21 protein-coding genes and 1 tRNA gene are annotated in these 22,039 nt (G+C 57.2%); 2 read left to right on the top strand and 20 right to left on the bottom strand.

Translation table 11 applies throughout. The features are described 5' to 3' along the window. Position 1: 1 nt before the first annotated feature. Positions 2-1,213, bottom strand: coding sequence for a bifunctional glutamate N-acetyltransferase/amino-acid acetyltransferase ArgJ (gene argJ, locus QZ177_RS08125; protein ID WP_294176692.1), 1,212 nt, complete (start codon positions 1,211-1,213; stop codon positions 2-4). Between the two features lie 18 nt (positions 1,214-1,231). Continuing rightward, positions 1,232-2,266, bottom strand: coding sequence for an N-acetyl-gamma-glutamyl-phosphate reductase (gene argC / locus QZ177_RS08120; protein WP_294176690.1), 1,035 nt, complete (start codon positions 2,264-2,266; stop codon positions 1,232-1,234). A gap of 211 nt (positions 2,267-2,477) precedes the next feature. On the opposite strand from argC, the gene QZ177_RS08115 reads away from it, so the two are divergent. Further along, the gene (locus QZ177_RS08115; protein WP_294176689.1) at positions 2,478-3,227 is read left to right on the top strand and encodes a transglycosylase domain-containing protein; all 750 of its coding nucleotides are present in this window, start codon (positions 2,478-2,480) and stop codon (positions 3,225-3,227) included. Here QZ177_RS08115 and QZ177_RS08110 read toward each other — a convergent pair. The 17 genes from QZ177_RS08110 to QZ177_RS08030 form a co-directional block, all read right to left on the bottom strand. Next, complete coding sequence (locus QZ177_RS08110; RefSeq protein ID WP_294176687.1) at positions 3,212-3,628, bottom strand: YbaN family protein; 417 nt, start codon at positions 3,626-3,628, stop codon at positions 3,212-3,214. The two genes, QZ177_RS08115 and QZ177_RS08110, sit on opposite strands and share 16 nt — an antisense overlap. A gap of 112 nt (positions 3,629-3,740) precedes the next feature. Beyond that, positions 3,741-4,289: a coenzyme F(420) biosynthesis enzyme gene (locus QZ177_RS08105; RefSeq protein WP_265071244.1), complete on the bottom strand. Its 549-nt coding sequence runs from the start codon at positions 4,287-4,289 to the stop codon at positions 3,741-3,743. 39 nt (positions 4,290-4,328) lie between these two features. Further along, positions 4,329-5,216 (bottom strand): 4-hydroxy-tetrahydrodipicolinate synthase, encoded by an 888-nt coding sequence (gene dapA, locus QZ177_RS08100; RefSeq protein ID WP_265071243.1) that lies wholly within the window; start codon positions 5,214-5,216, stop codon positions 4,329-4,331. 90 nt (positions 5,217-5,306) lie between these two features. After that, the gene (locus QZ177_RS08095) at positions 5,307-8,249 is read right to left on the bottom strand and encodes an insulinase family protein (RefSeq protein ID WP_294176684.1); all 2,943 of its coding nucleotides are present in this window, start codon (positions 8,247-8,249) and stop codon (positions 5,307-5,309) included. Between the two features lie 6 nt (positions 8,250-8,255). Then, a complete protein-coding gene (gene purD / locus QZ177_RS08090; protein ID WP_294176683.1) occupies positions 8,256-9,533 on the bottom strand; it encodes a phosphoribosylamine--glycine ligase in 1,278 nt (425 codons plus the stop codon). A gap of 10 nt (positions 9,534-9,543) precedes the next feature. Further along, positions 9,544-10,137, bottom strand: coding sequence for an IMP cyclohydrolase (locus QZ177_RS08085; protein ID WP_009646364.1), 594 nt, complete (start codon positions 10,135-10,137; stop codon positions 9,544-9,546). A 38-nt stretch (positions 10,138-10,175) separates the two neighbouring features. Next, on the bottom strand, positions 10,176-10,787 hold the full coding sequence (gene purN, locus QZ177_RS08080; RefSeq protein ID WP_009646488.1) for a phosphoribosylglycinamide formyltransferase: 612 nt from the start codon (positions 10,785-10,787) through the stop codon (positions 10,176-10,178). Then, entirely contained in the window at positions 10,780-11,832 is a 1,053-nt protein-coding gene (purM, locus tag QZ177_RS08075) for a phosphoribosylformylglycinamidine cyclo-ligase (RefSeq protein ID WP_294176679.1), read from the bottom strand. The genes purN and purM overlap by 8 nt, the downstream gene beginning before the upstream one ends. A 92-nt stretch (positions 11,833-11,924) precedes the next feature. Then, positions 11,925-12,638, bottom strand: a complete 714-nt coding sequence (gene purC / locus QZ177_RS08070) for a phosphoribosylaminoimidazolesuccinocarboxamide synthase (protein WP_294176677.1) — start codon at positions 12,636-12,638, stop codon at positions 11,925-11,927. A gap of 24 nt (positions 12,639-12,662) precedes the next feature. Beyond that, positions 12,663-13,154, bottom strand: a complete 492-nt coding sequence (gene purE, locus QZ177_RS08065; RefSeq protein ID WP_294176672.1) for a 5-(carboxyamino)imidazole ribonucleotide mutase — start codon at positions 13,152-13,154, stop codon at positions 12,663-12,665. A gap of 61 nt (positions 13,155-13,215) precedes the next feature. Then, positions 13,216-14,370, bottom strand: a complete 1,155-nt coding sequence (locus QZ177_RS08060) for a toxic anion resistance protein (protein WP_294176670.1) — start codon at positions 14,368-14,370, stop codon at positions 13,216-13,218. A gap of 26 nt (positions 14,371-14,396) precedes the next feature. Beyond that, positions 14,397-15,380 (bottom strand): 5-bromo-4-chloroindolyl phosphate hydrolysis family protein, encoded by a 984-nt coding sequence (locus QZ177_RS08055; RefSeq protein ID WP_294176668.1) that lies wholly within the window; start codon positions 15,378-15,380, stop codon positions 14,397-14,399. Positions 15,381-15,551: 171 nt separating this feature from the next. Further along, entirely contained in the window at positions 15,552-15,818 is a 267-nt protein-coding gene (locus QZ177_RS08050; RefSeq protein ID WP_294176666.1) for a Txe/YoeB family addiction module toxin, read from the bottom strand. After that, positions 15,815-16,063, bottom strand: a complete 249-nt coding sequence (locus tag QZ177_RS08045; RefSeq protein WP_294176664.1) for a type II toxin-antitoxin system prevent-host-death family antitoxin — start codon at positions 16,061-16,063, stop codon at positions 15,815-15,817. Before QZ177_RS08045 ends, QZ177_RS08050 begins: the two co-directional genes overlap by 4 nt. 89 nt (positions 16,064-16,152) lie before the next feature. Next, the gene (locus QZ177_RS08040) at positions 16,153-18,549 is read right to left on the bottom strand and encodes a DNA internalization-related competence protein ComEC/Rec2 (RefSeq protein ID WP_294176661.1); all 2,397 of its coding nucleotides are present in this window, start codon (positions 18,547-18,549) and stop codon (positions 16,153-16,155) included. Positions 18,550-18,588: 39 nt separating this feature from the next. Further along, complete coding sequence (locus QZ177_RS08035) at positions 18,589-19,761, bottom strand: hypothetical protein (RefSeq protein WP_294176659.1); 1,173 nt, start codon at positions 19,759-19,761, stop codon at positions 18,589-18,591. 54 nt (positions 19,762-19,815) lie between these two features. Continuing rightward, positions 19,816-20,406, bottom strand: coding sequence for a ComEA family DNA-binding protein (locus tag QZ177_RS08030; RefSeq protein WP_294176656.1), 591 nt, complete (start codon positions 20,404-20,406; stop codon positions 19,816-19,818). 183 nt (positions 20,407-20,589) lie between these two features. Between QZ177_RS08030 and QZ177_RS08025 the strand changes: the two genes are divergently transcribed. Continuing rightward, a tRNA-Leu gene (locus QZ177_RS08025) sits at positions 20,590-20,674 on the top strand. Between the two features lie 71 nt (positions 20,675-20,745). Here QZ177_RS08025 and QZ177_RS08020 read toward each other — a convergent pair. Further along, on the bottom strand, positions 20,746-21,993 hold the full coding sequence (locus QZ177_RS08020; protein ID WP_294176654.1) for an aminopeptidase: 1,248 nt from the start codon (positions 21,991-21,993) through the stop codon (positions 20,746-20,748). Positions 21,994-22,039 lie beyond the last annotated feature (46 nt).

Below are 22,039 nucleotides of genomic sequence, written 5' to 3'. Positions count from 1 at the left end.
CTCAGGTATGGTACTCGCCGTTGATCTTCACATACTCATAGGAAAAGTCGCACGTCCAGACCGTTGCTTCGGCACTGCCCAAGCCCATCTCGACATCGATGACGATGTCATGCTGCCCCATGACCTTGCGCAAGGCGTCTGCATCGCAGGAAGCGCCCGTGCCGTTCGCATAGACGGGAATGCCGCCGAACTTCACGACGGTCTTTTCCGGCGTCATGGGCACGCCCGCATAGCCGACGGCGCAGATGACGCGCCCCCAGTTCGGATCTTCACCGAAGAACGCCGTCTTGACGAGCGGCGACTTCGCGACGCTCATCGCGACCTGCTTCGCCGCATCGAAGGACTCCGCGCCCGTCACATGCACGGTCAGGAACTTCGTCGCGCCCTCGCCGTCCGCCGCAATGCGCTCGGAAAGCCCCGTGCAGATCTCCTTGAGCGTCCGATAGAAAATTTCGTAGTCAGCGTTCTTCTCCGTGATCTTCGCATTTCCCGCCGCACCGTTCGCAAGCACCGTCACCATATCGTTCGTGCTCATGTCGCCGTCGACCGAGATCATATTGAACGTGACCTCGGTGATCTCGGAAAGCGCCTGCTGCAGGAGCTTGCTGTCGATTGCCGCGTCCGTCGTGATGAAAGAAAGCATCGTCGCCATATTCGGCTGGATCATGCCCGAGCCTTTGGCAATCGCGCCGAAACGCACCTTCCTGCCGCCGATCTCGACCTCCGTCGAACACGCCTTGGAATATGTGTCCGTCGTGATGATGGCATTGCCAGCATCGACGCTGCCTTCCGTGGAAAGGCTTGCCACAGCATCCTTGACGCCCTGCTCAAGCTTGTCCATCGGCAGATTCACGCCGATGACACCCGTCGAGGCGACGAGGACGTCATCCGCCGCACAGCCGAGCGCCTTCGCTGCAATCTCTGCCGTACGCTTTGCATCCTTCATGCCCTGCTCGCCCGTGCAGGCATTCGCACAGCCCGCATTGGCCACGATGGCGCGCGCCTTGCCGTCCTCGACCGCCGCTTTGGAAACGTAGACGGGTGCCGCCGCCACGGCGTTCTGCGTGAAGACGCCCGCGACGGACGCTTCCGTCTCCGAATAGATCACGGCGACGTCAAGGTTGCCGCTCTTCTTAATGCCGGCCTTGACGCCCGCCGCCTTGAATCCCTTGGGAAATGTCACGCCTTTTTTTGCTGCTGTATCAGAAAACATGTTGTATACCCTCCTGTATTACGGATAAACTGCGATATGATCAAGCCCGAGCTTCTCATCGAAACCGCAGGCGATGTTGAAGTTCTGCACGGCCTGTCCCGCCGCCCCCTTGACGAGGTTGTCGATGGCGGAAAGGACGACGACGCGATGCGTCCTTTCGTCGATGTGCCAGCCGATGTCGCAGAAGTTCGAGCCGCGCACCGCCTTCGTCGCCGGATAGCCGCCGCGTCCGAGAAGCCGCACGAAGTATTCCTCACCGTACATCGTTTCATACACTGCATCGACCATATTGGGTTCGACGCCTTCTTTCAGCCGCGCGTAGCATGTCGCGAGGATGCCGCGCGCCATGGGCACGAGGTGCGGCGTAAAAGACAGGATGCACGGCTCGCCCGAAAGCTCCGTCATCGCCTGCTCGATTTCAGGCGTATGGCGATGCGTGGCGACGCCGTACGCCTTGAAGCTGTCGTAAAGCTCGGGCAGAAGATTCGCCTGCTTCGCCGAGCGTCCCGCGCCCGATACGCCGGACTTCGCGTCGACGACGATGCTCGCCATGTCGACGAGGTGATTCTTGGCGAGAGGTGCGAGCGCGAGGATGCTCGCCGTCGTGTAGCAGCCCGCGTTGCCAATGATCTTCGCACCGCGAATCGCCTCGCGATTGAGTTCCGCCAGACCGTAGACGCGCTCGGCATCCTTGTGTGTATGCTTGACTTTGTACCACGCTTCATAGACCGCTGTGTCAGCGAAGCGATAGTCTGCGCCAAGGTCGATGATGCGCGTATTCTCGCCTTCGAGCGCCTTGCCTGCCGCCATCGCATGACCGTGCGGCAGGCCGATGAAAACGAAGTCGCTGTCCCTGCCGATGCGCTCGATGTCTTTCATGCTCTCAAGCTCTTCATCGTAAATGCCGCGAAGATGCGGATAGATGCTCGAAATTTTTTCCCCCGTATGGCTCTCCGACGTGATATGCACGACATCCGCCTGCGGGTGTTCGTAAAGAAGCCGCAGAAGCTCCGCCCCCGCGTAGCCCGTAGCTCCGATAATGCTCACTCTCATGTGCTCGACCGCCCCTTCCCGAATTCCTTTGTCGAACGATGTTTATAATTATACATTTTATTGCATAATTATGCAATAGGTTTGGGGGATTTATCTTCTAAAACAAATTGTATAATTGCTGTTTTTGCGAAATGTATTCCAAAAAAGGACGGTATAACTTATAATAAGATCTGCATACTATTACAAATCAAAGGAGGACGCTTCCGCCATCATGAAAAAAATCAAGCGGCTCTTGCGCTTTTCCCTCTTTCTCCTCACCGTTTTCTGTCTCGCCTTCCTCGTCACGGGCAGTGCGGCAATCTTTCGTCCCGCGTTCTTCGACTCCATGCCGAAGATGCAGGAAGCTCGCCGCCTCATCTTCCTTCGTGATGCGGTCGCTGAGCGCGTGCACCAACGCGAGCACTATGTGACGATCGACGAGATGCCCGACTCGCTCCTCGACGCCGTCGTTGCCGTCGAAGACAGCCGCTTCTACTCGCATCACGGCTTCGATCTCGAAGCGATCGCACGCGCGACGCTCGTCAATCTGCAATACGGACGCATCGAGGAAGGCGCGAGCACGATCACACAGCAGCTCGCCAAAAACCTCTTCCTGTCCGACGAGCAGTCCCTCGACCGCAAGTTGGAAGAAGCGCTGCTTTCACTCGATCTTGAGATGCACTACTCCAAGGATGAGATTCTGGAGCTGTATCTCAACACGATCTACTTTGGCTCAGGCTTTTACGGTATACACGAAGCTTCTGTCGGCTACTTCGGCAGAGAGCCGCACGAACTCGACCTGCCCGAGACGTCAATGCTCGCAGGAATCCCCAACGCGCCTTCCGTCTATTCGCCCTACGTTGACTTCATGCTTGCAAAGAAGCGGCAGATCGTCGTGCTCGACGCCATGGTACGGACGGGCTGCATCACGGAATCCGTCGCAGAATCCGCCAAGATCAAGCCGCTCTACTTCGCACACTGACCGACAGGAGGCTTCTCACACTTCCTCGTCTTGACGAAAAAGAGCATTGCGGCGCACTGAAGAAGCCATGCGCCACCAAGCATCATCAATCCCATGTGATTGTCCAAAAGGAAGTAGCCGCTGACGCTCATGACGCCCGTCACGAGCGCCATGGTTTTGAGCTTCGCCTGCCACGTCATGCCATTGCCGTCGTTGAACGGGACGACGTATTTCTGATACAATTTGGTGCCGGCAAACCAACGATGGAGACGCTCCGAACTCTTGGCAAAGCAGAACGCCGCCAGAAGATAGAACGGCACCGTCGGCAACAGCGGCAAAACGATGCCCGCCGTGCCCAAGGCGAGGGCGATCATGCCGACGCCGAGCCAAAGATAGCGCATCAAACGATTCGCTGAAATCATCCGATCATCCTTTCTACCAATATTGTCCATACAGGTTTTCCGCTGCATCCCACCGCATAAAGAAGGGGCTGCCGCACAAGTCCGATCGACTTATGCGCAGCCCCCTTTCCTTTTATTTCTTTGCCTGTTCGTTGGCGGAGCGCTCGAAGTTCTTGTAGAACTGCTCCGACAGAGCCTTGTACGTTTCCGTATTCGCCTTCTGGCTTCTGTTCGCTACAATCTGATAGGTGTAGAGAAGCTCGTTCGTGCCCGAGCGGTAGACATCGAAGAAAAAGACGATGCGACTGTTGTTCGCGACTGTCAAGACGACATAAGCATCGGCATCGGCGGCCACGTTTTCCTTGTAGACCTTTGCGGCCTGGCGGCGGTCGAGAGACTTGATGTCAACGCCTGTATTCTTCTGAATGTCGGCGGCAACCATATCATAGGAAAGCACATAGCTGCGCGCCACATTGCTTGCCTCATACATTGAAGCGAGCAATTCTTCTTTCGTCGGAGCGTCCTTCGTCGGCGTGTAGAGCGGCGCTGCGAGAGCAAGACGCTTGACGCTGACAATGTCGGCGCCCTCCGGGATCGTAACCTTGTCGGAGTTGGCGAAAGCGACCTGCATGCCGAACACGGTCAGGCAGACGAAAAGCATGACTTGGACAATCTTCTTCATTGAATCTTCCTCCTTGACTCTTTCTCAATCGGCATGAGGTCACTGCAAAAGGCTGTGACTCTTCAGCGCCTTTTTCAACGGTTCCAGATGCTCAGGCTCCAGCTCGGAAAGCGGCATGCGCAAGTGCCCCGTCTTGTAGCCCATGAGGCGCATCGCCGTCTTGACGGGAATCGGATTGACCTCGGAGAAGAGCGCTTCGATCAGATCCATGTAGTCAATCTGAATCTTCGCTGCTTCCTCAACCTTTCCCTCGAAGTACAGACGACACATATCGTGAGTCGCCTTCGGCGCGACGTTGGAAAGAACGGAGATGACGCCCTTGCCGCCGACGGAGAGGATCGGCACGATCTCATCGTCGTTGCCCGAATAGACGTTGAGCGAATCGCCGCAAGCCTTACGGATGCGCGCCACTGCCGCGAGGTTGCCGCTCGCTTCCTTCGTCGCGTTGATGCGCGGATGCTCGGCGAGACGGGCATACGTCGCGGGCAGAATGTTGACGCCCGTGCGCGACGGCACATTGTAGACGATGCTCGGGATATTGACATTGTCGGCAATCTTCGAGAAATGCTTGACAAGACCTCCCTGCGTACACTTGTTATAGTACGGTGTCACGAGCAGCAGCCCGTTCGCCCCCGCCTTCTCCGCATACTGCGAAAGTTGGATCGCGTAGTTCGTATCGTTCGATCCTGTGCCCGCGATGACGGGGATGCGTCCGCCGACTGTCTCAACGACAAACTTGATGGCTTCCTTGTGCTCGGCATCGCTCATGGCTGCCGCCTCGCCCGTCGTTCCTGTGACGACGATGGCGTCCGTGCCGCCCGCGATCTGATCTTCGATGATGCGGCCGAACTCCTCGAAGTTCACGCCATCTTCCGTAAAGGGAGTGATGATGGCGACGCCCGCACCAGTAAAGATTGGTTCTTTCATTCCGAAGTCCCCCTTGATATTATCTCATTTGGAGAGAAACGCCGACGTGTGCAGCGTTTCTCTTCATTATGGCATGACAAGGGAAGAAAGTCAATCAGCCGCACTGCCCAGAGCGTGCAGAAGCCCGCCGAAAAGGCCTGCATTTTCCTTCAGTTTTTCTTCATTGCCGAAGACGCACAGGACATTTTCCTGCATGCAGGCGTCGACGACATCCGCCAGCGCGCGAATGTCCGCCTGCCGCGTCGCAAGAATCTCATCGCGCGACTTCTGACGATCGGCTTCCGTCACATGACGCAGAAAGCCGTCCTGCGCGGCAAGTCCCTTGAGTTGCGGCGTCAGCGGCGCGTCGACCGTGCTGATCGTGCCGATGATGAACTTCACCATCTCGCGGTCGGACACGTCGAAGCCGCGTAAATAGTACGCCGTCTTGTCGAAGACGTCGAGCGTTTCCCTGAGGTTCGGATCGCGGTATGAGCCGAAGAACAGGAAGCCGACGCGGCTGAACTGCGTAAATGCGCCATAGGCGCCGCCCTGCACGCGGATTTTAGTCCAGAAGTAGTCGTAGCGCAGGATCGTCTCCAGAACGCTCATGCTGCCCGTGTAGGAAAAGCCGAGGCGCAGGAAGTTCGCCGCCTTGCCCACATACTGCACGCGGCTCGACGACAGAAGCCCCTCGTTCTTCGCACACACATCGAAATGGTACACCTGAGGCTCTGCCTTCGCCTGCGGCAGACGGCGGCAGAACTTTGCGGCCTCCTCGGCGAATGTGGCATATTCGGCTTCGGCGAGCGTCACACCGATGGTCAAATTGCCCTTTGTGAACACAAGCGGCAGGAGGCTTGCGAGTATCTGAGAAAGTCCCTCGAAGCGTTCCTCGAAGTGATCGGTGAGATCGGCGATGAAGCTATAGAAGGACAGCATCGCCTGCTCGTTGTAAGCGCCCGCTGGCGACAGATAAGACGCGATGCGTGCCGCCATACTGCGCTGCGAGGCGCTCATGACGCGAGCCTCCATGACGGCGCGGCACTGTCCGCAAAGCTCCTCGATGCGCTTCTTGTCCGTGAACTTGCTCTCGGTCAGAACCTCCGCGAGAAACGAGAACAGCTCGGGCAATTTGCGTACGAAGGCGCGTGCACGCACGCGGAACATCGGCATGCAGGAATCCGGCTCGCCGTTTCGGACGGCGGCGGAATTTTCGTACGATATGCCGCCCGTATGGAGGTTCGAGAGATTCGACAGCTCGGCGTACGTATGGCTCTCTGTGTCAACCGCATCAAGAAGCTCGGTCAGCAAAAAGAGATACGGGATGTGCTCCTGTGGTACGCCCTGCGCATCGAAATAGAGGTTAACGTAGGCGATCTTGTTCGTGAAAATATCGCTGTGGAGCACCTTGCAGCCCTCGATCTCGCGCTCGGTGAGCGGCAGTTTCTCCACTTCCCTGCGAATATCGGAGAGTTCAAGAAGAGGGATCGTCGCCAGGGCCTCCGCTGTCTCGGAGCTTTCCTGCCGTTCCTTCAGTCGTTTGTTCATCTCGATGATGCGCTCAATCTCCTCGTGCGTGAGCGCCTGCTTCTTCTTTTCCAGCGCTTCGGCAAGCGCCGCCTCGCGCTCAGAGGAAAGCGTCTTGCTAGGCTTGAGTACGACGAGAGAACGATGCGCATTCTTCACGAGGTACTTTTCCAAGACCTCTTCAAAGTAACGCCCTTTGAGTCCTTCGCGCATCTTCTGAAAAAGCTCCTCATAATAGAGGTAGAGCGCAGGGTCGGCATCGTAGAGCCAGCTGTTCATAATCTTGATGTTGTAGACAAGCCCCTTGGGGAACGTGCCGAAGTCCGCCTCACGCGCCTTGAATTCGAGGCGGTTGATCGACGCTTCGAGCAGCGTCTTGTCGATGCCGTTCTCGATGAGGCCGCGCATCGCCTCCTCCGTCAGGCGGCAAAACTCCTCGGCGCGCTCGGCCTCCGAACTCGTGACGATGATGCTCAGGTAAGGCTGGCGCAGCGCATCCTCGAAGGAAGCGCTGACGTCCTTGCCGATCTTCGCGTCCATCAGCGCTTTTTTGAGGGGCGCGGCTTCCGTCTGCAGGAGAGCATGCTGCAGGATTTCAAGAGCGAGCATCGCTTCGGCATTGTCCGCCTCTCCCACGAGCCAATTCAGCGCCAAGAAGGTTTTCTCCGACTCCTTCTCCCCCTCGCTAATGGAGTAAAAGTCCTCCTTGCGAGCCATATCACGGAAGGGCTGCTGCAAAGCGATCTCGGAATGCGGCTCAATTCGGTCGAACGCAGCGAGATATTCGCGGTCGAGATAGGCGAGCTTTTCTTCGATGTCCATCGCGCCGTAGAGGTAGATGTAGCTGTTCGACGGATGGTAGTAGCGGCTGTGAAAGGCGCAGAAATCCTCATACGTCAGCGTCGGAATCGCATCGGGATCGCCGCCCGACTCGAAGCCGTACGTCGTATCGGGATAAAGGGAGAGCATGATCTTGTTCTCAAGCACGTCATCGGGCGAGGACAAAGCGCCCTTCATCTCGTTGTAGACGACGCCGCTGTAGCGAAGCGGCTCTTCGGCATTGTCGATCTCGTAGTGCCAGCCCTCCTGCTGGAAGATTTCAGGCGTCTCCTTCATCGAAGGATAAAAGACCGCGTCGAGATAGACGTCCATGAGGTTCTGGAAGTCCTTGTCATTGCGGCTCGCCACAGGGTACATCGTCTTATCGGGAAAGGTCATGGCGTTGAGGAAGGTGTTCAAAGAGCCTTTGACAAGCTCGACGAACGGCTCCTTGAGCGGGTACTTCCTGGAGCCGCAGAGCACCGAATGCTCGACGATGTGCGCCACGCCCGTATCATCCGCCGGCGTCGTACGGAAGCTGATGGAAAAGACCTTGTTGTCGTCGTCGTTTTCCAAAAAGAAAAGGCGGGCGCCGCTCTTTTCATGCACGAACGCATAGGCCTTCGCATCGATCTCCGGCACCGTCTGCTGCTTGAGCAGACGGAAACCGTGGAGAATCTCATTTTCCTTGAGGTTCAACTTCATAGAGGTTCATTTCATCCTTTCCAATGCACGGTACGCGATGTCCTTACGGCAGAAGGCGTCCTTGAAATGTACGCACCCGACGCCGCGATATGCCTTCTCAACCGCCGCGCGGATGTCCGCTGCCTCAGCGACGATGTTCAGCACGCGGCCGCCCGCCGTGACGATCTTGCCGTCCTTCTCTGCCGTTCCCGCATGAAAGACGAGGCATCCTTCCGCCTCAGCATCGGCGAGACCCGTGATTTCCGCGCCCTTCTCGTAGGTCTTCGGATAGCCGCCCGCCGCGAGGACGACGGTCACCGCCGCGCCCGTGCTCCAAGGAATCTCGACATCAGCGAGATTGCCGTCGACGCACGACAGCATGATTTCGACGAGGTCGCCTTTGAGGAGCGGCAGCACAACCTCCGTCTCCGGATCGCCGAAGCGGCAGTTGAACTCAACGACCTTCGCGCCTTCCTCTGTGACCATGAGTCCTGCGTAGAGGCAGCCTTTGTAGAGCCGCCCTTCCTGCTCCATCGCGCGGATCGTCGGCTCCAGAATCGTCCGCTGCACCTCGGCGACGAGTGCGGGAGGCGCGACGGGAGCGGGCGCATAAGCGCCCATGCCGCCGGTGTTCGGCCCTTTGTCGCCGTCGTAGGCGCGCTTATGATCCTGCGACGGAATCATCGCGCGAATCGTCTTGCCGTCGGTGAACGCGAGGATGGAAACCTCCTCGCCCGCCATGAATTCCTCAATGACGACGCGGCTGCCCGCTGCGCCGAATGCTTCGCCCTCCATGATCTCGTCGACGGCGGCAAGCGCTTCCTCCTCGGTCATGGCGACGACGACGCCCTTGCCCGCCGCGAGTCCATCCGCCTTGATGACGATGGGCGCACCCTCGGCTTTGACGTAGGCGCGTGCGGCGGCGGCATCGGAAAACACTTCGTACTTCGCCGTCGGGATGCCGTACTTCTTCATGAGGTCTTTGGAAAATGCCTTCGAACCCTCAATCTCCGCCGCGAGCTTCGCGGGGCCGAATGCCTTGATTCCCTCCGCCGCCAGTGCGTCGACGAGGCCGCCCGCAAGCGGCGCCTCAGGGCCGACGACGACGAGATCGATGCCGTTCTCCTTGGTAAAAGCGACGACTGCCGCATTGTCCGTCGGAGAGATCTGCGGTACGCATTCGGCGATTGCCGCCATGCCCGGATTGCCCGGAATCGCATAAAGCTTCTCCGTCTGCGGACTATCCTTGAGCTTCCAGGCAAGTGCATGCTCGCGCCCGCCGCTGCCGATGACCAAAATCTTCATCTCGTTGCTCCTATTTCTCAATCTGCTCCGAAAGATATGCGGCGATGTGCTCATCGTAAACCGATGTATGACGGAAGGCCTCACGAGCGAGTTCCATGCGCTTCATGCCGCGCACGCAGCCGTCCTTTTGGATCATTTCCGCAACCTCATCGTAGTGCGAGGGATTCGTCACGACGGCAACGAACTTGAAGTTCTTCGCGGCGGCGCGGATCATCGCAGGGCCGCCGATGTCGATGTTCTCGATCGCCTCGGCGAGCGTCACGTTTGGTTTCGCCACGGTTGCATCGAACGGATAGAGGTTGACGACGACGAGATCGATCGGCGTGATCTTGTGCTCCTTCATCTGCTGTACATGCTTGGGATCGTCGCGCACGGCGAGAATGCCGCCGTGGATGTAGGGATTGAGCGTCTTGACCCTGCCGTCCATGATCTCAGGGAAGCCCGTGACATCACTGACGTAGAGCACGGGGATGCCCGCATCGCGGATCGCCTTCATCGTGCCGCCCGTCGAGACGATCTCAACACCGGCATCATGCAGCTTGCGTGCGAACTCGACGACGCCCGTCTTGTCCGATACACTGATGAGAGCACGCTTGATTTTCATGGTCAACCTCCACCTTTCGTCTACAACAAACAAATAGCTTATTCCAAAATCGTCACATGGCGGCCTTCCACCTTGAGCCGCCCATCCACATAGAGCGCGATAGCGCGCGGATAGAGGATATGTTCCTGCTCCAACACCCGCGCGGCGAGCGTATCTTCCGTATCGTCATCCATGACAGGCACAGCCGCCTGCAGGATGATCGGCCCTGAGTCCATACCCTCGTCGACGAAATGAATCGTGCAGCCTGAGACCTTGACGCCGTAGGCGAGCACATCGCGATGGGCGTGCGCCCCGCCAAACGACGGCAGGAGCGACGGATGAATGTTCAATATGCGCCCGCAGAACTTGCGCACGAAGTACGGACTCAAGATGCGCATGAAACCTGCGAGCACAACGAGCGTCACACCTGCCTCTTCAAGCGCCGCAACGAGCTTTTCCTCGAACTCCTCGCGCGTCGCACACGCTTTGCGATCGACGCAATGATGCGCTATACCCGCCTGTGCCGCGCGTTCCAAGGCCTTCGCTTCGGGTTTGTCCGTCAGCACGACGGCGATCTCAGCGCGAATCTCTCCCTGCTTCTGCGCCTTGATGATGGATTCGAGATTCGTGCCGCGCCCCGAGCACAGGATGCCGAGAACTTCCTTACGCATCGAGAACCCCGCCTTTGATCGTCACATCGTGCGCACCCTTCTTGACGCAGCCGATCTCGTAGACCTCCTCGCCCGCCGCCTCAAGATGTGCGCGAATCTTCGCGGCCTCCTCGGGCGCGGCGATGATGACCATGCCGACGCCCATGTTGAACGTGCGGTACATCTCATGCCCATCGACATTACCCCACTCTTGCAGCAGGCGGAAGATCGGCGGCGTCTGCCAGGCGGAAGCATCGACTTCTGCGGCAAGATGCTCGGGCAGGGCGCGCGGGATATTTTCATAGAAGCCGCCACCCGTGATGTGCACCATGCCATGAATGTCGAACTTTTCGATGAGCGGCAGACACACGCGCGGATAGAGCCGCGTCGGTGTCAGAAGCTCCTCGCCGAGCGTCTTTTGAAGCTCAGGGAAGGTTTCAACTCCCGTGAAGCCCTTGTGCTCGAAGCAAATCTTGCGCACGAGCGAGAAGCCGTTCGAGTGAACGCCTGAGGACGGCAGCGCGAGCAGCACGTCGCCCTCCTGGACACGCTCGCTCGTGATGATCTTCGACTTCTCGACGACGCCGACAGCAAAGCCTGCGATGTCGTACTCGCCATCAGCATAGAAGCCCGCCATCTCCGCCGTCTCGCCGCCGATGAGCGCACATCCCGACTCCTTGCAGGCGGCGGCAACGCCCTTGACGACGGCGGCCACCTGCTCGGGGACGAGCTTGCCGACGGCGAGGTAGTCGAGAAAGAAAAGCGGCTCTGCACCCTGCACGAGGATGTCGTTGACGCACATGGCGACGGCATCCTGCCCCACGGTATCGTGCTTGCCGAGCATGAAGGCAAGCCGCAGCTTCGTGCCCACGCCGTCCGTGCCTGAGACGAGCACCGGCTCCTTGTACTTCGCCGCCTGCAGCGCGAAGAGCCCGCCGAAACCGCCGAGGTCGCCGAGCACTTCGGGGCGGTACGTCGCACGCACGCTGTCCTTGATGAGCTTGACGGATTCATTGCCCGCGTCGATATCGACGCCCGCATCGCGATAGGTAAGTTTCTTTTCCATTCTGCCTCCTCCAACACAATCGAAAACGAAAAAATGTAAAGAAATACACAAACCCACCGCCATCCAACAGAATGGCGGCGGGCTGCGGGCTATTATCTCTCCTCGCCTGTCAGGCGGCGCAGAATCTCCTTGTAGGCGTCCTCCACGTTGCCGAGGTCACGGCGAAATCTGTCCTTATCGAGCTTCTCGTTCGTATCGCTGTCCCAGAAGCGGCAGTTGTCCGGCGAGATCTCGTCGGCAAGAATGATCGTACCGTTCTTGTCCCTGCCAAATTCCAGCTTGAAATCGACGAGCGTGATCTTTTTCGTCTTCAAATAATCGCGCATGATCTCGTTGACCTTCAAGGCCTGGCGCTCAATCTCACGGATCTCCTCATCCGTCGCCATTGCCATCGCCTTGACATGGTAGTGGTTGATCATCGGATCGCCGAGTTCATCGCTCTTGTAGTAAAGTTCCACGATGGGAATCGCCATCTTCGTGCCTTCTTCAAGGCCGAGGCGCTCGGCAAGGCTGCCCGCCGCAATATTGCGCACGACGACCTCAAGCGGAATGATCTCAAGCTTCTTGACGATCATCTCACGGTCGCTCGGCATGCTAATGCAGTGATGGTCGATGCCGTTCTTCTTCAGGAGGTCAAAGAAAAAAGCCGTGATCTTGTTGTTCATGACGCCCTTGTCGACGATCGTGCCCTTCTTCGCGCCGTTGCCTGCCGTCGCATCGTCCTTGTAATAGACGAGCAGTTCGTCGAGATTTTCCGTCTCATACATGATCTTTGCTTTGCCTTCGTACAGAACCTTCTTGCTCATGATTTCCTGTCCTCCGTTAAACTTCTACTGATTGACCTGGGACGCTACACGCGCCGCCTTCTTCGCCACGCCTTCCCTGAGCTTCTCGCGATACCCTTCGAGCTGCTTTGCGACGGCAGCGTCTCTCGCACCGAAGATCTCAAGGGCAAATACCGCCGCATTCTTCGCGCCGTTGACCGCCATCGTCGCGACGGGGATGCCCGACGGCATCTGCACCGTGCTCAAGAGCGCGTCGAGGCCGTTCAAAGGCGTCGCGTTGATCGGCACGCCGATGACGGGAAGCGTCGTGTAGCTCGCGATGACGCCCGCCAGGTGCGCTGCCGCGCCCGCCGCTGCAATGATGACGCCAACGCCGTTTTCACGCGCATTTTCGGCATACTCATGCACCTTCGCGGGCGTGCGGTGCGCCGAGGCCACGATGACATCGACCTCGACGCCGAACTCCTTGAGAAGCTCCACCGCCGGCTTCATGATCGGCCAGTCCGAATCACTTCCCATAAAAAGAGCTGCTTTCATGAAAGTTCCATCTCCTTTTCTTTCTAGCACATTTTATGATAGCAGATGAAAGGAAACGCTGTCAACCATTTCGCCCGTCGAGCGTGCTTTCGAGCGCTTTCTTAAGCCTGCTTTCCAGCTCGACAAGCTCGGCTTCCGCCGCGCGCCTTTTCGCCCTGCCATCCTGCTGGATCTTCAGCGTCTCCTCGATCGTCGTCACGAGATCGTCGTTCACCTTGCGCACCGTCTCGATGTCCACGATGCTACGCTCGTTCTCCTTCGCCGTCTCGATCGTGCCGATCTTGAGCATTTCCGCATTCTTCTTTAGAAGATCGTTCGTCATCTCATTGACCGAGTGCTGCATCTCAAGAACCTTCTTCTGGTTCGCGAGGCCGAGCGCTATGACCATCTGATTCTTCCACAGCGGAATCGAGTTGTAGATCGCGCTCTGCACACGGTCGATGAGGACCTTGTCGTTGTTCTGTATGAGGCGGATCTGCGGCGCCGTCTGGATAGAAATCGTCTTGCTGATCTTGAGGTCATGCACCTTCTTCTCGAAGCGCTCGACGGAACTCTCAAAATCGCTGACGACCTGCGCCGCCATCGGGTCGCTCGACGCAGCAGCCTGCGCACGCAGCTTGGGCAGCGTGACTTCACGCATCTCCTGCATCTTCTCCTCGCCCGCGCGAATGTAAAGTTCCAGCGTCTTGAAGTACTCAAGATTCTTCGCAAAGAGAGTGTCGAGCATCGTGACGTCCTTCATCATGAGCATGCGCGCCTTCTGCAGCGACGTCTTAACCTTCTCGACCTGCACGGAAACCTTCTCGTAGCCCTGCATCATCGTCTCCGCCTTGCCGACGAGGGAGCTGACGAGCGGCAGCTTCTTCAAAAAGCCGCCGTCCGACGACTTCGGCTCGAAACTCTTGACATTCGTCAGAAGCTCGCCCAGAAGCTCGCCAACGTAGCCGCTGTCCTTCGCACGCACGTTGCAAAGAATGCTGTCCGAAAAGTCGGCGATGTTCTTCTGCGCCGCCGTGCCGAAGTCGATGATCGCCGCCGAGTCCGTGAGGTCAAGCCCCTCCTTGATCTTCTCCACCTCGGCACGCTCCGCAGGCGTCAGTTCCTCGACCGCCTGCGCGATGCGCTCAAGCTCCTTTTCAGGCGCAAGTTCCAGCGCCTTTTCCTGCGGCTGCTGCGCACGCTTGCTCAAGAGATCGTCCAGATTGATTTCCGCCATTTCTCCCTCTCCTTTATCTGCTCTGCCTAATCCTCATCACAGTAATCGAAGTAAAAATCATCGACGGGCATGAAGAGCCAACGCACGCCCTCGATGAAGCCGACGAAGATCGGCAGTCCCGTCCAGAGGAACAGGATGTAGCCAACGCCCTGAAAATTCTTGCCCAGAAAAAACTTGTGCGCACCGAAGCCGCCGAGGAATATGCCGAGCAGCGACGCCTTGATCTTGCGCCGCACGACTTGCCAGTAAAGCTCCTGCGGTATGGCGCTCGTGCCTCGCGCGAGACTCGAAACCTTCTGCAGGAAAACCGGCATCGCGTTCGCCGCCTTCATCGGATGCTGCGCACCTCGCCTTACGAAGGGCTGCTCCGTCGCTTCGGGCACAGTGCACGCTTCCCCCATCGCCTGCCCCTTCATCGAGTGCTGCAGCACCTCGATCTCAGCGTTGAGATCCATGAGCTGATAGTTTATGACGCGCTTGAACTCCTCCTCATACGTCGTGCGCAGGGAAGAAAGCATCTCCTTGACACGCCGCTTCGCCTGCACCACCTCTTCGGAAGCGAGCTGCGTTTCCTCAAGCTCGACATACTGGCGCAGCATGACGGCCGCCTTCTCTTGATATATCTCGATGAAATCCTCCGCTGCCACGATGCGTTCGGGATTGCGCTCCAGATAGCGCAGCATATTGCCCGCAACATGCTGCAGGGCAACAAGTTCCTGCGACATCTCACGATCTTTTACCTTTTGCCGCAAATCCTGCAGAACATCGTAGTCGCCCACCGCCTTGGCAAAACTCGCTTCCAGAAGCTCCGCTCGCGCATCGGGCAGCCTCTGCAGTTGCGCCCTCTTGAGCTTCAGCCTCTGCTTTCCGCCACGCAGTCCTCTCACCTGAAAAATTGTAAAGCCGCCGAGAAAAACCATCACGCTGGCCTTCCACCATTCCCCCTCATAACCGAGCCAAGCGCCGCCGCCCAAGGCAGCGATTGCGAAAATCAGCCACAGATAGCGCATACGCTCGCTCCCTCCTATGACAACTGTCGATTGCGAAAAAGAACTTCTTATGTGCTCCATTATATCATTGAAGCAAACTCATATCCATAGCATATTTCTCAAGAAATCATGGATAACATGATGCCCATTCTGTCTGTACCTTTGGCTTGACCTCATTTTATCAGCGCTTCCTTAAAACTCGTAATGCGTCCACATGCTGATGATCTTAACGGTCTTCTCTTCCCCCAAAACTTCGTATACCAAACGATGCTGAATATTCAGCCGCCTGGAATATGCACCTTGCAGACTGCCTCGCAGCTTCTCATAAGACGGTGGGTTCTGAAATGGATTCTCCCCCAGAATCTTGATAAGCGCCTGCGCTTTTTCCGCCAAATGCGCTGCTTTGAGTTTCGGCACATCCGCCGCCGCTGCCTTCGTATAGACGATTCGCCAGCTCACCACGTCACCTTATCCGCAGGCAGGCATTCTTCCATCGATGTATTCAGCCCATCGACGATTTTCTTCTGCATACCGGGAACGGCACAAAGCTCGATCGTCGCCATCAAATCGTTGTAATCCGCGGCACTCATGAGCACCGCTGCCCCTTCCTTTCCTGTGATATGGACAGGCTCATTATAGCGTACAGTCTGCTCAAGCGTTTGAAACAAATTCTGTCGAAATGTCGTCGCATTCATCACCTGCATGATAGCCATCCTCCTTTACGTACATTATAACGTACACTATTGTGAAGCGCAATCTTTTCCATGCCAAAATGAACCTCATTGCACCTATATCAGCGAAACGTCTCTACCCGCAGCGTCTTCCCATCCGTCCTGCATACGACCGCACCATCCTCATCGGTGCGGTAGATTTTCATGCCGTTTTTCTGTAGCCGCTCGATGACCTCCGGGGCGGGATGTCCGAAGTTGTTGTCCCTGCCGACGCTGATGACGGCGAGGCGCGGCTGTGCGGCAGCGAGGAACTCCTCCGTCGTCGAGGTTTTCGAGCCGTGGTGTGCGACCTTCAGGACGGTGCATCGAGGATTTCTCCCCTCTGCGAGCATGGCCTTTTCCTGCTCCGCGACAAGATCGCCCGTGAAGAGGAACGAAGCCGCGCCGTATCGCACGCGGATGACGTTCGAATACTCGTTGCCCGTCGCGCCCTCTGCTGCACCGCCCTCCACCTGCGGCGCGTAGAGGATGTCGACCGCCACTCCGTCGAGGTCGATGTGCTCGCCCGCCTCCGCAGGGGCTAGGTGCTGCATCTCAGGCGCATCGAGGGAGCAGCCAAGCACGCGTGCATACTCGGTACGCGGCTCGTGCGCCGTCAAGATCATACCGACGGGCATGTGCCGCACGATGCCACCCGCGCCGCCCGCATGATCCTCGTGCACATGCGTGAGGATGATGTAGTCGATCCTTCGCACGCCGTAATGCGAAAGGTACGGCACATCGACGCGCGAGCCGATGTCGTAGCCGCCGTCGCGCGTGCCGCCTGTATCGATCATCAAGGCTCTGCCGTGCGGCGTCACGACGAGAGCCGCATCTCCCTGCCCCACGTCGATGAAGTGCACCGCCATCTCCTGCGGACGTGAAATCTGCCATAAGGCGACGGCGGCAGTGACGAGTAAAAGTGCGGCAAAGAGCGCCTTGCGACGCTCTCTGCACCAAGAAAAGACAGCCTCTCGCCGCTCCTCGGGCTGCGCGAAAACGACGAGCACGGCGAAATAGACGAGCGTAAGCGGCACGGAAAGCGTCGGCAGATATACCTCACCGCCCGGCATATTCGCCAGAAGGCGCGTGCACTCATAAACAACCCCCAAGAGCAGACTGTCCGCAAGAAAGACGGCCTTCGCCAAGAACGGCAGCACGAAGGATGCAAGCCCCGCGAAAAGCCCCGCGACGATGACGAGTTCCACGACGGGCACGACAAGGATATTGGCGATGAGAGACGAAAACGACAACCGGTGGAAGTACCATGCGAGGAGCGGCAAGGTCGCGAGCTGCGCCCCGAGCGTGACGGCAAGGCTCAGCACGATGAAGCGCGGCAGAAAACGCAAGGTCGAAAGGCGATCGGCAAAAGGCGGTGCAAGATAGAGAAGTCCCGCCGTCGCCGCGAACGACAGTTGGAAGCTGACATCAAACGCCAAAAGCGGCTCGAAGAAGAGCAGCGCCATGCCGACGAGAGCCAGAAGCCGCCGCGCGTCGTTCTCGCGCTCCAATGCGAGCGCAAAAAACGCGAGCAATCCCATTGCGCCCGCACGAACGGCCGGCGGCACGCAGCCCGCAAGCACGCAGTAGATGGCAACGACGACCGTGACGAAAGCAGCCGTCACGACGGAACGCAGGCGCAGGAGCGCACCGAGCCAAGCCATGACTGCCGCCAACAGCGTGATATGTGAGCCGGACACCGAAAGGATGTGCACAATGCCCGTCGCCGTGAACGCTTCGACAAGCTCGGGCTTTATGCCCTCGTAGCCGCCGAAGAGCATGGCGAAGATCGCCGCCGCATCTTCCTTGGGCATCACACTCTCCATCGAAGCGCGGTATGCCGAGCGCACCCGCTCGCTCCAACGCAGCACGGGATGCGACTCTCCCGCTTCCCATGCCACGCCCGGCTTCTTCGCCGATAGACGCGCGCGCACGCCCTTGACCGCCGCCGCGCGCTCCACATCAATGCGCCCGGGATTGCCGTAGCCATAGATGCCCTTGAACTTTCCAAACGCCGTGATTTCTGCGCCGATCTCAGGCAAATCGCTGACATCTTCGCGCATCTCCGAGACGTAGAGTGCTCCCGACGCCGCCTGCTCCTCACCGGAGATGCGCACATGCTTCGCCTCCACTGTATAGCGCACGAACGTCCCCTGCGCCGTCCGCCGCACATACGGCGCCTCGACGAGCACACCCTTGACCGCCGCCTCATGGCCAATTAAATGCGAAACATCATCGGCAGGCAGAGCCTCGCCCCAAGCGAAGCGCCACGCGCCGAAAAAAAGAAAGAGCAGCAAGAACGCCAGCCACGTCCTGCTGCTCTCGCGCACGAGCAGAAAAAGCGACAAAAAGAAGAACCCCGCCATGCCAAGGGCAAGAGTGCCAAGCGAGACATGCAGCAAATCCTCGCCGTAGATGCCGAGCAAAAGCACGAGGAAAAGACCGTTGAGAAAAACAAGCTGCTGCTGTCCATACCGCATGGCTACGCCTCGCCTCTCAGCTTCCTTGTTGTCGTCCCATTACTCTGCAACTCTCCCGCTAATGTACGAGACCGTACCATTTTTCATCGCAAAGCGCAATAGACAGTTTCTTCCATTCGCAGAGATGAATTTATATTCATAGAGAAGATAGCCATCATACTCCATAATCATATCCGCCTTACCATAGGCCGCCAATACGTCTTGAACACTATTTCCCTCGCCAATCCCGCGTCCCGTTTTGACCATTGCATTTTTAGAAACAAATGCCGTGACAATATTTCCAGACATGACCACTTCCATATTCGGATATTGGTAACGAGGATCGCTATAGCTGCCTTCATAAGAAATCCTTGATTCTCTTCCCAACATAGAATAAACCCTGTTTTTTGTATCGCCAATAGCGATTCCGCCCAGAGACATTTCTACAGATGAACTTTGTGGGCTATTTTTCTTGTTTGGCATAGTATCCATTGTTGCATTATACGAGTTCTGATTAGAATAATCCCAAATCACATAATTCGTCATATCGGCCATGATATTATGAGGGTCATCTCTTCGAACCGATGAATCAGAGTCGGTACTGATATCTTTGGCGACGGCAAAGAATATTACCCCTTTCCCTCCCGTTCCTTGAAGTTTATAGGAAATATTGTTTCGAGAAGTCGTTTTGTTTACCGTTCTATAGTCTGTATGTTTTCCATCAAATATCCCTAGTTTGGGCAACAGTTCTCTCACTCCACCATCAGGCAAATCCGGATTTAGCGTTGCCGTAACATGTACAATAGCAGAAATGAACCGAACTAACTCAGGATCAGTTGCAGGAGTTCCCGATATAAAGATGCCTCGTACGAAGCCTGTCTTTGGCTCATAAGATATCGCTATTGAGGACACAGTATCGAGCGGCGTTTGATAGACATTCGCATAAGTTCCCTCATAGACATATTTTTTCGTTAACCGTAAATCAAATTCGTATTCATCTGCAATTTTATTAAATCTTTGGCGAAACTCCTCTTCAGTGATCCCGATATTATAAATATTCTCAACTTTCTTTTCCGTTTTTTCTTCATGCGTTTTGACTTTAGCGGGTTCTTCACGGACATCAGACGACATCGCATCTCTTCCCACATGCGATGCAAAATAAGCCACTCCCGCCCCTATAAGAACACCAATAAAAACAGCAAGCAGTATCGCATATTTCGTCTGTTTATTCATATCTGCCTCGCCCCATCTTGAATGTCCGCCCTCTCATAAGCGCTGCTTCTCCCCTCACAATGCAATCTTGTCCTTCATCTTCTCATACTTCGCATCGCCGATACCCTTGACACGTTTGATTTCCTCAGGGGCTTGGAACGCGCCGTTCTCCGTGCGGTACTCGACGATACGCTTCGCCATGGCAGGGCCAACACCCGGCAGTTTGTCAAGCTCCTTCTCGTCCGCCGTGTTGATGTTCACCATGCCTTCGGGCAGGGGCTTCGCCGTCCCTGCCTGCGCTCCTGCCGCCGCGCCTTGCACCGCCGTGCCTTGCGGAGACTTCTCTGGCACGGTGACCTGCATGCCGTCCTTGAGCTTCTGCGCGAGGTTCACGCCGTTCGTGTCCGCCGTCGGCAAAAAGCCGCCGCAGGCGTCGACAGCGTCCTTCGCGCGTGCGCCCTCAGCGAGCTGCACGACGCCCGGATGATTGACCGCGCCCGCAACATAAACAACGATCTCTTTCGCCTGTGCTTCTTGCACGGGCGCCGTGCCCGCGTCCAGCTCGACAACTTCCTCCTGCCCATGAATCCCTGCATAGAACGCGCCGCCCGCCGCAAGGGCAACGACAGCCAAAAGAACAAGCATCGACTTCTTGAACATCGGCATGGTTTCAGCCTCCTAAGCAGAACTGCACCTCTAGCAAGACGATTTCGCATTCATTCTTCCATATATGGAATATTCTATGAATTTCATATTTCTCCTGCTATTTCAACAAATATAGGATTATGATTCCCAATGTTTGACAGCATCCAACCACCATGCTAGAATAAGAACCGTCAAATGTACAATGCGGACGTGGCGGAACTGGCAGACGCGCTGGACTTAGGATCCAGTGCCGCAAGGCATGGAGGTTCGAACCCTCTCGTCCGCACCAACGATGATGAACAAAAGCCCGGAAAATCCGGGCTTTTTCTATTGATACGACGCACTTGAAGTCTGCCGTCCTCAAACAAAGGCGAAATTCCCCTCGCGGAACACAGGGACGCGCGTGCCGTCCGCCTCGATTCCGTCGATGGTGAGATCTCTTGAGCCTACCATGAAGTCCTCATGCACGAGCGAATCGTTGACGCCGCGCTGCAGAAGCTCGACGCTGGTCATCGCCTCGCCGCCCTCGATGCACGTTGGGTAGGCTTTGCCGAAGGCAAGGTGGCACGCGGCATTCTCGTCGAAAAGTGTATTGAAGAAGAGCACGCCGCTCTTCGAGATCGGCGAATCGTAGGGTACGAGCGCGACTTCACCGAGATAGCTCGCACCTTCGTCGGTCGAGAAAAGCTCCTTGAGAATTTCTGCACCGCGCTCCGCCTTGTAGTCGACGACCTTGCCATCTTTGAAGGTCAGCGAAAATCCCTCGACGAGATTGCCGTTGACGTTCAGGGGGCGTGTCGCTTTGACCGTGCCGTTTACGCCGTCACGCTTGGGCAGCGTATAGATTTCCTCCGTCGGCATATTGGCAACGAAGGTCACGCCGTCCTGTGTCTTTTCCGCACCGCCCATCCATATATGCCCCTCGGGCAGTTCGATGGAGAGGTTCGTGCCGAGACCGTTCTTGTACTCCAAGCGCGAAAAAGCATGGTCGTTCATGAAATTCGCCGCACGCGCCAAAAACTCGATGTGCTTCTGCCAGCGCACAGCCGCATCCTCGCCGGGCGCAAGGCGCACGGCAGCGAAAATCGCCTGCCAGAGATTTTCAACGGCAGCGTCAGGCGCATCCTCGGGAAAGACCTTGCTCGCCCAGCTTTCCGTCGGAATCGAGACGACGCACCAGGCATTCTTGTTGCTCATCAGGCGCTGGCGATACTCAAGGAGCGCCGCACCTGCCGCCTGCTGCGCGAGCGTCAGGCGCTCTGGCTCGACGCCGCTGAAGATCTCTGGGTCGGAAGCATGAATCGTGACGAAGGCTGCCCCCTCTGCCGCACTGTCCTCGTAGAGACGGCGGCGCCACTCGGGAAACTCCGAAAAAACGCTCTTCTTCGCCTTGTCGTAGCGCAGACGCGCGAGCCGTTCGTCGTTCCACGCGACCGTCACATCGTGCGCACCCGCATCGTACGCCGCGCCCGCGACGCGGCGCGCGAAATCAGCGCACGCGAGCGGCGCGTTGATGACGAGCGGCTGATCCGCTTGCAGATTGACGCCCATGCGCACGATCAGCCGCGCATATTCTTCGAGAAGTTCCTCTCGGCTCTTTTCGTCCATACCTTGCTCCTTTTCCCAAAACCATAGATTTTCCGCTATCCCCGCG

It is taken from the genome of uncultured Selenomonas sp. (genome assembly GCA_905372355.1).
Lineage (GTDB): Bacteria > Bacillota > Negativicutes > Selenomonadales > Selenomonadaceae > Selenomonas.
This window is presented reverse-complemented; position numbering and strand designations above follow the sequence as displayed.